Annotated in this window: 12 protein-coding genes and 2 pseudogenes; 5 read left to right on the forward strand and 9 right to left on the reverse strand. The window is 37.8% G+C overall.

Annotated features, from left to right (window positions below):
• Positions 1-695 (forward strand): Rpn family recombination-promoting nuclease/putative transposase (locus JCM21714_RS14785; RefSeq protein WP_035725502.1); only part of this gene is annotated, 695 nt, incomplete at its 5' end.
• A 523-nt stretch (positions 696-1,218) separates the two neighbouring features.
• Here JCM21714_RS14785 and JCM21714_RS20225 read toward each other — a convergent pair.
• The 3 genes from JCM21714_RS20225 to JCM21714_RS14800 form a co-directional block, all read right to left on the reverse strand.
• Positions 1,219-1,389, reverse strand: coding sequence for a hypothetical protein (locus JCM21714_RS20225; RefSeq protein WP_158413533.1), 171 nt, complete (start codon positions 1,387-1,389; stop codon positions 1,219-1,221).
• Between the two features lie 127 nt (positions 1,390-1,516).
• Positions 1,517-1,930, reverse strand: a complete 414-nt coding sequence (locus JCM21714_RS14795) for a hypothetical protein (RefSeq protein WP_035725506.1) — start codon at positions 1,928-1,930, stop codon at positions 1,517-1,519.
• 391 nt (positions 1,931-2,321) lie between these two features.
• On the reverse strand, positions 2,322-3,338 hold the full coding sequence (locus JCM21714_RS14800) for an NAD-dependent epimerase/dehydratase family protein (RefSeq protein ID WP_035725508.1): 1,017 nt from the start codon (positions 3,336-3,338) through the stop codon (positions 2,322-2,324).
• 518 nt (positions 3,339-3,856) lie between these two features.
• On the opposite strand from JCM21714_RS14800, the gene JCM21714_RS14805 reads away from it, so the two are divergent.
• Positions 3,857-4,711 (forward strand): CvfB family protein, encoded by an 855-nt coding sequence (locus tag JCM21714_RS14805; RefSeq protein ID WP_035725510.1) that lies wholly within the window; start codon positions 3,857-3,859, stop codon positions 4,709-4,711.
• Between the two features lie 35 nt (positions 4,712-4,746).
• On the opposite strand, the gene JCM21714_RS14810 is transcribed toward JCM21714_RS14805, so the two are convergent.
• Positions 4,747-4,926, reverse strand: a complete 180-nt coding sequence (locus JCM21714_RS14810) for a hypothetical protein (protein ID WP_035725512.1) — start codon at positions 4,924-4,926, stop codon at positions 4,747-4,749.
• A gap of 342 nt (positions 4,927-5,268) precedes the next feature.
• The gene (locus JCM21714_RS14815) at positions 5,269-6,141 is read right to left on the reverse strand and encodes an alpha/beta fold hydrolase (protein WP_035725513.1); all 873 of its coding nucleotides are present in this window, start codon (positions 6,139-6,141) and stop codon (positions 5,269-5,271) included.
• A 127-nt stretch (positions 6,142-6,268) separates the two neighbouring features.
• Here JCM21714_RS14815 and JCM21714_RS14820 point away from each other — a divergent pair, with 127 nt between their 5' ends.
• A complete protein-coding gene (locus JCM21714_RS14820) occupies positions 6,269-6,853 on the forward strand; it encodes a CGNR zinc finger domain-containing protein (protein ID WP_035725514.1) in 585 nt (194 codons plus the stop codon).
• A gap of 175 nt (positions 6,854-7,028) precedes the next feature.
• On the opposite strand, the pseudogene JCM21714_RS14825 reads toward JCM21714_RS14820, so the two are convergent.
• Positions 7,029-7,768, reverse strand: a pseudogene (locus JCM21714_RS14825) (class I SAM-dependent methyltransferase).
• A gap of 169 nt (positions 7,769-7,937) precedes the next feature.
• On the opposite strand from JCM21714_RS14825, the pseudogene JCM21714_RS14830 reads away from it, so the two are divergent.
• Positions 7,938-8,367, forward strand: a pseudogene (locus tag JCM21714_RS14830) (VOC family protein).
• Between the two features lie 156 nt (positions 8,368-8,523).
• Positions 8,524-9,672 carry a DEAD/DEAH box helicase gene (locus JCM21714_RS14835; protein ID WP_035725515.1) on the forward strand — a complete coding sequence of 383 codons (1,149 nt, stop codon included), beginning with the start codon at positions 8,524-8,526 and terminating at the stop codon, positions 9,670-9,672.
• Between the two features lie 141 nt (positions 9,673-9,813).
• On the opposite strand, the gene JCM21714_RS14840 is transcribed toward JCM21714_RS14835, so the two are convergent.
• Genes JCM21714_RS14840 through JCM21714_RS18750 form a run of 3 tightly spaced genes read right to left on the reverse strand, consistent with a single transcriptional unit; the run spans position 9,814 to position 13,158 of the window.
• Positions 9,814-11,088 carry a TIGR02679 family protein gene (locus JCM21714_RS14840; RefSeq protein ID WP_052000771.1) on the reverse strand — a complete coding sequence of 425 codons (1,275 nt, stop codon included), beginning with the start codon at positions 11,086-11,088 and terminating at the stop codon, positions 9,814-9,816.
• A gap of 10 nt (positions 11,089-11,098) precedes the next feature.
• Positions 11,099-11,275 (reverse strand): hypothetical protein, encoded by a 177-nt coding sequence (locus JCM21714_RS20230; protein WP_158413534.1) that lies wholly within the window; start codon positions 11,273-11,275, stop codon positions 11,099-11,101.
• Complete coding sequence (locus tag JCM21714_RS18750) at positions 11,272-13,158, reverse strand: SbcC/MukB-like Walker B domain-containing protein (protein WP_052000773.1); 1,887 nt, start codon at positions 13,156-13,158, stop codon at positions 11,272-11,274. Before JCM21714_RS18750 ends, JCM21714_RS20230 begins: the two co-directional genes overlap by 4 nt.
• Between the last annotated feature and the right edge of the window lie 59 nt (positions 13,159-13,217).

The raw sequence follows: 13,217 nt of genomic DNA on the forward strand, positions 1-13,217 counted from the left end.
AAACGAAAGCAATCAAAGAAAAGGCAGACAAACTACCAATTATCATTCCTCTTGTCGTGTACCATGGGGGGGAACATAGGTGGAACCTTCGAACAACTTTAGGAGAATGGATCTTTGGATATGATCAACTTCCGGCAGAAGTACACAAATATATACCAAATTTTGAATATTTCTTACATGACTTAACACAATATAAAGAAGAAGATCGGAAAATGAATGCGATGCTGAAAATCATTCAACTGATGTTTCGCGATGTATTTACACATGACCATGACGCTATGATTACATCGATTCTTCAAGGGTTACACTATCTGCACGAATTGGAAGACCAACAGACTGCTAGCACCTTTTTTGAAACGTGGATGAGGTATTTGCTTTACGCTGCAAATACACTTACCGAAACCGATATCCATGATATAATAGACCATGTAGAAAAAACATTTCCGGAAGGGAGCGATATCGTAATGACCTTGGCAGAGCGCTTGGAACAAAAAGGTAAGGAAGAAGGAAAAAAGGAAGGTGCAACTAACGCCCTGGTAAAAACTTCCGTTCGATTAATTGAAAAATATATAGCGCCAGTTCCTAACGATATAGTTCAACAATTAAAGCAACAAGATATTTCAACTCTAGAAACCATTATCGAAAATGTATATGAACATAAAACCTTAGAAGAAATAAAGCAGTATTTGAAATAAATGGAACAAGAAAGGGTAAGCATGAATCATCTCGATTCATGCTTTTTTCTACGGGACGCGGGGGGGACAGGCTCTGCGTCCCGGTCTGAGCTTGGGTGATAGGAAGTTTACCGCTTATCCAGTGAACAGCCCCGCAATTCCCGCCAAACTCCCTTTTCTTTCTCTGGAGAGCCACGGGGGGGCACGCTCTCTATCCCATTTTCTAGGAGAATTCATAGTTTCTGAAGAAGTTTTTTATCACCAGGCGTTTTCATTTCCAAATACTATACAAGACTGAACTAATATAATGTTCGCTGTTTCACTTGTTCACTTAACAACAAATTATTTTCATCAATTGCTTTGCCATTTAAAAGGATTTCATCTATTCGAGTAGTTCAATTGGTGGCGAGTTCAAGAGTAGGTTCCAATAGCACAATTTTTGTTCGATTTGATCGACAATGGGAGTAAGTAGCGCAATTCTGATTGGATGACGTTGCTCATCCAAGTGATATACTCAAATAGGGCATCAGCTAAAATAATAGCTTCAATTATCCATCCCGTACGTTTCTGGATCTTGGTAACGATTGTCGAATTGGTCTAATAATAATAGCGTACCAAACATTATAGTAAAGCCTAATACGATAAATACAATGACAATTGAAATACTATAGATCAATAATTTTTTCCAACCTAAATTTTTCAAATTTTTTATCAAAATTATCACCTTTATCTAAAAAATCTTTTACCATATTATAACAACACCTCCATTATAATAGCTACAACAATCTTCGAGTTTCTAAATAAAAAAAGTTTGGATCATCGAAATCCAAACAGTGTCCTATCTATATACTTAATTCCTTAACCGTAATGGCTTGAGACCGTTTATTCAGTTTACAATCCTTGAAATCTTCTTCTTTTACTATATCAATCTTTATTGCTGCTTCCAGTTTTTCAGTGTCTGGTTGTTTTACCTGTAAGATAAAGTCTTCTAAATTTAATTCCTCTAATTTCTGTACTGTCTTTTCTTCATCGTAGCTAATGGAAGAACGAATGGTACGCTGTGCTTTATATTTGCCTCTTTTCACTTCCCCTTTCTGCTCATTCCTAAAGGTTACATCCAGATAGTTGTGAATTTGCTTTTTAATCTGATTCATTTCCTTCTCTAATTCTCTTTTTTGAAGGTTTAAATCATAGTATTTCTTTAACATGTCTTCAGAAACTTCAGAAGACTTTTCCAACTCTGTTGCCTTTGACATACATATCCCCCCAGTCAGTTATGATTAATTCATTTATATGAAACTGGAGCAGATTTATGTCTTTGTCATTATTTTTACTACAGGTAATTCCAGGATAGTCTGAATTACTACAAACCAGAAAATGCATAAGAAGTTTTTTGAATAAATCCTTAAATTATTCTAAAAAAGATCATACTTATCAACATGTATGATCTCTAATGTTATTAATCTTTAGCTAATTGTTGAAAGACAAAGAGATTAAATAGGTGCTTTTACAAATTAACTGCACATTTTTCAACCCCTATGTTTTAGAAATAATAAAAAAATATCAGGTTAACCCTATTTAACAAACCTTTGAAATCAGCTTACCACTCGCCAATAGGCTTTTTCGGTCTTCCCTAATTTACCTTTGCTATTTAATGCTTGCCAAAAATGTCTCATAAGAATCAATCGCAAAATCCATTTTTTCGTTTAATTGTTCATCAACGGTTTGCAGTTCCGGATTATTTCTAAAATAGTTGATCGATTGACGAATTCCTGTTTCGAAATTTGTCGTTGCCATGTACGTTGGAACAAACGTCTTAATCTTATGGTTATCGACAACAAAACTATTGCTTGCATCTCCATATAATGGTCCCTTGAATGCAGGCATAAACAGGGAGATACATTCTGTGGTCATATGAATGGGCTTAGGCTCAACGCCTACCGCATCACCTATCACATCAAGGTACTGATTCCATGTTTTCACTTCATCAGACGTTATATGAAAAGCATGACCAATCGTCTGCATATTTCCAAATAGTCCAACTAATCCTTTTGCAAAATCACTGTTGTGGGTAATGGTCCATAAGGAAGTTCCGTCCCCCCCAGGTACGATTATTTTTTTACCCTTTTCTATGCGATCGACCAGTGTCCATGGATGTGCACCACTTGAGACCGCAAAGGGAATAGTCGTGTCACCATATGTGTGAGACGGCCGGACGATGGTGATAGGAAAGGAATGGTCACGGTATTCCTTCATCAACCGCTCCTCACTTGCAATCTTATTTATAGCATAATCCCAGACTGGATTGTTCTGCGGGGGGGTCGATTCATCCAATTTGTAAAAGGCAGGGGGGCTTTGATACGTAGCAACTGTGCTAATAAAAATATATTGATTCGTCTTTCTGCTAAAATAGGCGATATCCCGCTCTATATCTTTAGGAGAAAAATTAATCCAATTAACGACAACATCGAAGTGCTTATCTTTTAATAGCGCTTTCATTTCTTCACGATTATTGATATCTACGTGAATCATGGTAGCTTTTTTTGGTACAGATGCATCTCTTTTTCCACGGGTAAGCAAATAAAGATCGATTCCTTGTTCCACTGCCAGTTTCGTAGCAGCACTGCTTATAAGGCCTGTACCACCAATAAATAGTACTTTCATGTCATACACTTCCTTTTGTAAATCAGATTTACTCTCATTTTAACATAATGAAGCAGTCAACCACTGTGCAAAAGGAAATTGTTGTCAGTTCAACTTCGCTTTTAACAGATTTTAGTTATAATAAATTGCACTACCCACTTTAGAAGCTGTGTTCTATAATAAGTAGTTGACATTTATCGTCATTTGTGAGATTATATTTAAGTTAACAAAAACGAAGTAACAAATAAGTGTATCTGGCATTCTACGTAAGTTTTTTTGAAGATGCTTATTCACACTGGCGCGGCTGAGGGGGGGTCGCAAGGACGTAAGAGTAGGTAGGGCTTACGTTGCTTAAGTTAGAAAATACCCAGTGGAACATGTACCGCGGTTAAGCGAAATTCCATTAATGAAATTTCCCACCCGAATTTATCGGGATATTAATAAATCTTATGTGTTACTTTATAAATCAAAGGGGGGGTACTCTTATAGAAAGAGTGCCCCTTTTCCAATACATATAACGTAAGAAAGAAGGTTTTAACATGAATAATCAAATAGGTACGATCCAAACTCTTGAGGTTCTACGCAAAATTGATACTGGTTATGTTTTAGAAGACGACATTCTCTTGCACAATAATGAAACGGACACTGAACTTGAAGCGGAACAATCTGTTAAGGTATTTATTTATCAGGATAAAAAAGGACAAACTGTTGCAACGACACAATTACCAGCTATTCAAATCGATAGATACGGCTGGGCGGAAGTTGTGGAAGTCTTACCACACTTAGGTGCATTTGTTAACATTGGTACCACCAAAGAAATCCTCGTATCCAAAGATGATCTACCATTGTTTGAAAACGTCTGGCCAATGATAGGCGATAAACTGTATGTTTCATTAGGAAAGGATCGAAAAGGACGCCTTCTCGCACTCCCTGCAACAGAAATAGTTTTTGAAAGAGAATTATTCGAACCAGCACCAGATGATTTATTAAACGCAAACATCAGTGGCCGCATCTATGATACAGACAGAGAAGGTTCTGCATGTATAACAGAAGAAGGATATCGTGGGTTTATCCATCACACCGAACGAAAAGAAGAACCACGTTTAGGCGAACTAGTGAAAGGTCGCGTAATTGATGTGAAAGAGGATGGCTCAATTAATATATCACTAAGACCATTAAAAAAATACAGTATGGGTGAAGATGCTGACATGATATTGGCAAGATTAGAGGAAAGCAATGGTGTTATCCCATTTTCAGATAAAAGTGACCCTGAAGATATCCGTGACACGTTTAAGATCAGTAAAGCAGCATTCAAACGTGCACTTGGTAAATTAATGAAGGAAAGAAAAGTTGAACAGCGTGACGGTAAGACGTATTTGGTTTCTAAACAATAAATATTCATTCAAAATTCGCTGATCAAAGTGGGAAATTAAGACGGAAAAATATTTTTCAGATCCAGGCATAAACCATCTAGGATGTTAAATGTAATTTCTCCTGTCTCTGTTTTCATATCATGTTGTTCATACATTTTTTCATCTAATGCTTCACTGTTTTCGCGAATTTGAAAGTACTCATCTACTGAAATTGATTCCTTTAGATATTTATCCATTTTAGTACTCCCTCCCAAAATGGTTAGCTTTATTATACCATGATTTGCTTCAGCTTAGAGAAAAATGAAGAGGATGTTTCTTAACTTAACTGCTACTATTATCTATCTCAATCTTGCAGTATCTAAGGAACTAGTTTTTTTAAAAAATAAAATATATATTTACACTTAAGTGTAAACTGAACTATCATAGCGAAATTTACTAACCAACCGTATTGATGTTTTAAAAGGAGCTCAGAGCTAAGATCAATTAACTATGAGCTCCTCTTTGTACCTTCTTCAGTTTCGATGCAAGCTGGTTTCTATGATAAAAGGTCTACTTTAGTCATAATCATGGCAGTTATTTCACTGATTGGTCTCAAGGTTACTATCGAGAAATTTCCTCATTAAATGGCCAATCTCAGAAGCATGTGTTTCCAGTGCAAAATGTCCGGTATCGAGCAGGTGAATTTCAGCCGATGGAATGTCTTGTCGATAAGCCTCTGCACCTGCTGGCAGAAATGCAGGATCATTCTTACCCCAGACGGCAAGAAACGGCGGTTGGTACTCCCGGAAATAAGATTGGAAGTCAGGGTAACACTTGATATTCGATTTATAATCCAAAATTAAATCAAGTTGGATCTCTTCTGCACCAGGGCGAGCCATATATGCAATATCCAATGTATATCCATCCGGAGATACATCGCTGACATCGGTACCGTGGAGATACTGAAAGTTACGAATGGTTTCTGGAGCAAGAGATTCTTTGCATGCTTCACGATTTTCTGTTGTTGGAGTGTGCCAGTAAGCTTCCCATGGTCCCCCCCACTCATCACTAAAACCTTCCTTATACGCATTTCCGTTCTGGCTGATAATAGCTGTAATCCGTTCTGGTTGAGCTACAGCCAATCGATAGCCTACTGGAGCACCATAATCAAAAACGTACAATGCATAACGATTCAGACCGATGACATCAGTGAAACGCTTTATAACACCAGATAGATTTTCGAATGTGTATTGAAAATTTTCACGTGGCGGTGCAACTGTATTACCAAAACCCGGAAGATCAGGTGCAATTACATGATAGTGGGCTGCAAGTTCGGGTATAAGTTCGCGAAACATGTGACTCGACGTTGGGAATCCATGTAGTAATAGGATGACGGGTGCATCCTTTGGTCCAGCCTCTCGGTAAAATACATTGGTATTGTCGACCTTCTGATAACAATAACTTATTTTCATTTTTCATAGCTCCTTTAAATTTTAATAAGCAAAATTGTATTTCACTTATTATAATAACAGAATTTTCTACTATGTCAATTGCGTTTTAGCATATTATGTTTTATGATAATATGGGGGGGTGATTTTTATGATTAATGATTTTACAAACGTTGGTAACCATCCAGCTCTTAACTTTTTGAACACACGGTTAATAAAGAAAGATCAACGTATTGAACTGCTTGAATCATTTACAGATATAGAGTGTTGGCTGGACGCTTTTGGGGTATTGCCCTATATGGAAGATCTGACAAATTTAAGTGACCAAGATAAATCGATACTCGTTACGGAGGTACTTGATGTTCGCAGCAAACTCGAGGAAATGGTAGATCACCTCATGGTGGGACAGTTGCCAAACCATTTATGGGTAGAATATATGAATGATAAACTTCGACAGAATGCCGGGTACGATCGGTTAATAATTAACGAAAATAAAGTGAGTATAGTTCGCAGTTATTCAGCAAGAAATCTGGTGGGTTATTTTGCAGATCAGACGTTACGACTGCTTAATGACGTAGAACACTCCCGAATTAAAAAGTGCAGCAGTACTAATTGCATTATGTATTTCTATGACAGCAGCCGCAACATGTCCAGGCGATGGTGCGATGTTAGTCAATGTGGGAATCGCGCAAATGCAAGTAAACATTATCATCGAAATAAAGGAACCAATACATGATCATAAAATAACAATCTACTTTTGTATGACAGAAAGTGTAATTTTAATAGCCAACTGAAACACAAAGTGTACAGATGACATATGATTTCAAGTATATAAGCCTTGGACAGATCCATCTAAAAATGGAAATTATTCCGTAGTTGTTGTGTGCGGAGTAGCAAATGAGTTTTATGAGTTATTTTTCTGCAGCTATCATTAAAAACATCGGTCTTCTCAGTTCATTTACTAGAGTCGGATCTTTTACGAGCATTTGCTCGGAAGGTTTCGACTCCTTTATTTCCTTTATTGAAAAACCTGAATGAATTAGCGTATTGATATAAGTAGCCAACGTCCTATGATACTTCACTACATTTTCAGTTAGAAATGTGGTATTCCGCTCCCCCCCTCTGAATGATAGTGATCCAACGGCCAGTGAAGCGGATTTTCTTCCATATCATAATACCAATCCTGCTCACTGCGAGCGGTAAATATCGGATGCTCCACAGAAAATACAAAGTTCCCCCCCTTTGGAGCAAGATATTTGTAGACTTTTTCACAAAGCGAATCAAAGTTCTGGATATAGTGAAAGGCTAATGAACTGAAAACGAGATCAAATTGCTCCACTTCAAAATCTATTTCCTCTATCGGCAGCTTGATATAAGTTATGGCGTTATCCTCAGTCATCCTGTTTGCCTTTTCAAGCATTTTATTTGATATGTCTACGCCTGTTACAGACGCTGCTCCATTTTCGCGCACATATCTGCAGTGCCAGCCAAAGCCACAGCCTAAATCCAGCACATGCTTATCTTCTAAATCCGGAAGCATCTCTTTTAACGCATACCATTCACCTGCTGCTTCTAACCCCCCCTTAGCTGACCGTGGCATATTTTCATATGCTGAAAAAAAGTGAGGGTCATCATACTTGTTTTGTTTCATGACGATATTACCTCCCGTAAATGCTGATAAAATTCTTCCACTTTATCGATGTCAAAAATATGAAATACTGGAATAACCATGATCGCATCCCATTCACAATTTCCTGCTAACTGCAGGATCTATAGCTACATGTTATAATCATTATATCAGAACCAGTAGGAGATGCATTATGGAAAAAGAATTAGACCATCTAGGTATTGCTGTCAGAAATTTAGAGGAAAGCATTGTCTTTTACCAACAAATCCTAGGCGGCACCTTAATTGATCGTTACCGAAGTGAGGCAATCGGTGTGGAGAGTGAAATTGCGATCATGGATATAAAGGGAGCACGTACAGAATTATTAATGCCAACAAATAACGCTACCTCCCCCCATCGCCCGCTTTATAAAGCAAAAAGGCAAGGGTGTTCATCACATCGCTTATCGGGTAGCAAATCTTGACGAAGCGATCATAGAGCTTAACGAACAAGGTATTCGCGTAATGGAAGACACAAGAAGAACCAACAAGCATGGTAGACGTCTTATTTACCTCAACCCTGCTGATACAGAAGGCACCATTATAGAATTTTGCGATTATCCTGAAAAAGAAAATCAGGTCTAAGTGCTTCAAGCGATTTTTAGGAGATCAATTTCTCATTGTTCCAAATGCGATCTCTTGATTTATCCCAAAATAATGATACAAGTTGACGTATCTAGTAATCGGCATTACTCTGAATAGAGATGCACGAATTGATGCAATAAAAGGAGCATGACACAAATGAATAAAACTCAATCACTAAGCGAAGTATTACCCGACCTAAAACCATTTCTTCAAACCGCATGGGATAAATCGAGTTTCGAAAAGTTAACAGCCATTCAACTCCATACCGTTCGTTTTATAATCGAAGGGAAAGATATCATTGCTGAGTCGCCAACAGGCAGCGGTAAAACGCTTGCTTACCTTTTACCGCTTTTGCAACAAATCGACCCAACCGAAAAAAATACGCAAATTGTTATTTTAGCATCCTCCCATGAACTAGTGATGCAAATACATCAGGAAGTGCAGGAGTGGTCAAGGGATAGCGAAATTGGAAGTGCGACACTGATTGGTGGAGCAAACGTCAAACGCCAGATTGAAAAGTTAAAAAAGAAACCGCAAATCGTCATTGGAACACCAGGAAGAATGAATGAACTAATTAACCAGAAAAAATTAAAGATGCATCAAGTAAAAACGCTTGTATTGGATGAAGCGGATCAACTGTTGGTACCCGAACATATATCTACGATCGAAAAAATTGTGAAGAGTACCTTAAGTGAACGGCAAGTGCTCGTCTTTTCAGCAACTCTACCTGAAACAGTTCAATCAAAGGCAAAAGAAATCATGCACAGTCCAGAAGTGATTCGGGTAGGTAATGCAGAAGATGATCGACCAAATGTGGAATATATGTATCTTGTTTGTGAAGCAAGAGATAAGATTGAACTGTTACGAAAGCTCGTACGAAATCATGAAATGAAAGCACTCGTATTCGTCAAAGATATTACAACACTTTCGGTACTGGCAGAAAAATTAGATTATATTGGGATCAATGCAAGAGTTTTACATGGTGACTCCAATAAGCAGGAGCGCGCTAAAGCAATTAATGAATTTCGTGAAGGGAAATCTGATTTACTACTAGCTTCAGATGTTGCTGCGAGAGGATTAGATATCCCTGATATAACACATGTTATTCATATGGATTTACCTAAAGATACGACACAATTTATTCATCGTTCCGGAAGAACTGGGCGGTTGGGATCTAACTCAGGAACTGTTATAGCCATTGTCACGGAGAGTGAGGATCGACAACTGCAGAAGTTTAGTCGCCAGTTGAATCTGAGCGTTTCTAAGAAGACCCTATTCAAAGGAAAACTAGTTGATTCAAAATAATTCACCTTTTCTATTGTTTATTTTCAAGCATGCCTTTCTCTTCACGGGATATGTGATGGTGTAGACGGGATAATGAATAGGCTTCACGGGATATATTGCTCGCTTGACGGGATAAATCATTATTTCCATTAAAACAATTACTCACTCTAATCGTAATTCTTCCACCATCTCAACTACCAATGCTTCCTGATAACCAGCTTTTTTATATGTTTTTAATTCATTGATAACTGGTTGTAATGAATTAACATTAACTGCATCTAATTTATTTATCCGCTCCTCTGACAATTGATTATCGGACATGGACAAATGATAGTCATCAACAGTCATTTTCCAAGGATAGGCATGCTGAGGATAGCGCTCTACTATTTTTGCTGCCATGCTGATTCCCTCTGGATCAATATCTCCTGCATAACGTAATTGATAGCCTTCCTGTACCAATAAATCCATGAGAATGAAAGCAGCTAATTTAAATTGACCATGTGTACAAATTAATGAAATGTGTGGCACTTCATCTAATAAGCTGGAAAAGACTCCTGAGTTCTCCACAATCCAGATAATGTTCTGCTTACCTGAGGAAAAAACCCGTTCGACTTTAATTAACTCTCTTAATGGTACATTCAGCACACTTTGTGTCTCTGCTGCTGCTTTCCACATTGAATGGACTTCTTGTTTTGTTTCTGCTAAAAGATTTGCACATGTTACATAATTGGTAATATCATCCCTTAGTAACTGATACTGAAGTAGAAGATCATTGATTGCTTCACTTGTTGATGGTACCACTACTTGTTCACCTTTATTACTATTTAGAGACAGCAGGTGAATCAATAGTTTACCTAATACTGTATTGAGATCAAATGCATGTGGGTTTCGTGTGATTCGTTGGCTAAACATTGGTAATCTTTCATATTTTTCAGGTATTTGAGAAAAAGCGGAGGCTAACTGACGCAACATTCTTTGAAATTGATCAAAGTCTTTTTCGATCAGTCGAAATATCCAATAGGTATCTGCTGTCTTATGCTGAATATATTCCAGCCAAAATCTTAGTTCCGGAAAGTGATCTTTCAGCTCTTTAATCGAATCTTGAACCTTTTGTTCTTTCCTTTGCTGTAATTCTTTATTGGAGATAAGCGTCTCATCAAAATAGGCTTCCAGTAATTGCTGTAAATCGATTCCTGCAAATCGTGTCTTGTTTAATTGTCTGTTGAATTGTTCTAATGAGATCTTTCCTTTTTGTCTTAATTCACTACCAGTTTTGCCAAAGAAACGGCCAATTACCTCTAATTCCTTATCGGTAAAAGCATCTACGGTAATAGTGCCACCAACTCTTCCAAGAGATTTATACTTTGCTTTAAAAAGTAAAAAGAGACGGCGATAGGTTTTATCGCCGGCAAAATAGTGGATCGCATCTTCTATCATCTAATCACCTTCATTCCAGCACTTCGTCTTCTGATCCCAGCTTTGTCTCCATATTCAGCTGGTTACCATCCCAATAATATCGGATCACACTCACGAAATCAGCATTTTTAGGACGGATTAATTCGCAGATCGATAATTGATGAATCGTATCATAATCTCCCCCCCACAATACTTGAGAGTTCATCATATATCAAATCCTAACTGCTCGACAATCTCAAACATTTCCCTGATATTATTTTCGTCTACACCAGCAAATGCTTCATCTAGCGAAATAATATATGGTGCTCCGTCATCTGCTTCTAAATATCTGGAGTAGCAGGCTGTGAATAATGGGATATACATCGCCATCGCTTTTTCCCCGCCACTAAATTTATAGAATTGGTTATTCGTTAATTCTCTTTTATTTTCGCCTTCCCGCTGGAAATATAGTACAAAGTAGAACCACTTACGATAATCGAGTACTTCTTTCAACACTTGCAGCAAAGTTTGCAGTTCACTGCGATCATCCATTAAATCTTTGGCTTTGGCAATCTTTGAACGGAAATGCTCACTAATCTTTTCCAGGTCCTCTTCTTTTAGCAACTTCGGATCCTGTCTTAATAGGTGGACAAGATCAACAGTATCCAGTTCTGTCTCTGAATCAGCGGTTTTCGGTTTCCATTTAATCGAAAAAGAAAGACCTGAAGAGGTATCGCGCGACTCCATTAAACTCTTCATCTTTTTTACCCATTGCTCTGCACGCCGAATACGGGCGCGTAGTTTTTGACCAACCGAATTAAACAATATTTCCTCATATAATGCCTGATCCTGTTCATTCAGCAGACTCTCCTGTCTTGCCTGATCTGCTTCAATATACTCTTGCACGGTATATGGACTAATCTGTTTCCCTTGATAATGTAGATCAATAATTCGACGTGTCGCCTTATTCTTCCACTTCTCGATATGTGGAGACTGTTCTTCATAATCCACTTCTTTCATCCATTCTGCCATGTCCCGCGGTGTATCATAACTATTCATTCGGTATTCCATTAAATCTGTCTGCTGTTTAAAAAATTCCTGTGTTAACTGACCTAATAGTTTACTACTGTCTTTTTCGCGCCATAACACACCATATTCGTTCAATAGATTCTCTGCGATTTGTAACCATGTATGCTCTTTATTGATCTCGATAAAATCACGGTGCACTTCTTTTTTAAAAGAGCCTTTCCATGCTTCTGTCATATTCCTCCAAAACTGAAGCTGGATCTGTTTCCTGTCAAGCTCTTTAAGTTGATGATTAAGCTCGGTTTCTTTGGTGGGCTTGGTGATTTCTTTTGTTTTAAGATTATCATTAATTTCCTTTAGACGTTCCTGTACTTCGATTATTTCCTTACGAATATCTGCTGCTCCTTCGAGATCCAGCTGTTGTTCCATATGATGAATATTTTGCTTGTGAGTCTCTGCCTGACTGGTTGAGACATTCACATCACCCTGCAATTCGTCAATACCTTCTCTAAGCTCCATAAGCTGGTCTTCTTTATCGACCATTCGTTTCGCTTCATTGACATATTGTATATGCTGTTTCTCTAAGCCGAACAAATCCTTCTGGTATCGTTTCATGACAGATACTGCTTGCTGATAGGCTTTTAGACTTCGTTCAATATTAAATTGGCGTATCTTCTCATCAATAATACCTTTGACTTTTGAATAGTGCTGATGAATTTCTTTGATTTGCTCTGAAAGATGCTGAATTCGCTGTTTAAACTGTGTGATATCAAAGCGCGCTTTTTCGATATGGCGGAAGCTTTCCTGTAAATCTGCATCTTTAGGAAAGTCGTCCAGACTATTTTTTGCAACAGTAATTACGTCATTAATGTCGCGTATCCTGTTACTGATTACTATTTTCTTATCCCGGAGTTCTTCAAGCTCTTTCTCGAATCGTTCGATTTGCTCTTCTCTAAATCGTTTTCTTGCCGTTCTTCCGATGTAACGCACATTCTCTACTGGCAAAGCATGTCCTTTGATAAGTCCAAGTTGATAATAACCTTGTTCATTCACAGAAAATAGGCTGGTATCCTCTTCCCCAATCAAAATACTTCTTAATACTTCATCAACAGTACTGGCAGAAAGCTGACTTTCTTCGTCAAGGT

It is taken from the genome of Gracilibacillus boraciitolerans JCM 21714 (assembly GCF_000521485.1).
Taxonomy (GTDB): Bacteria; Bacillota; Bacilli; order Bacillales; family Amphibacillaceae; genus Gracilibacillus; species Gracilibacillus boraciitolerans.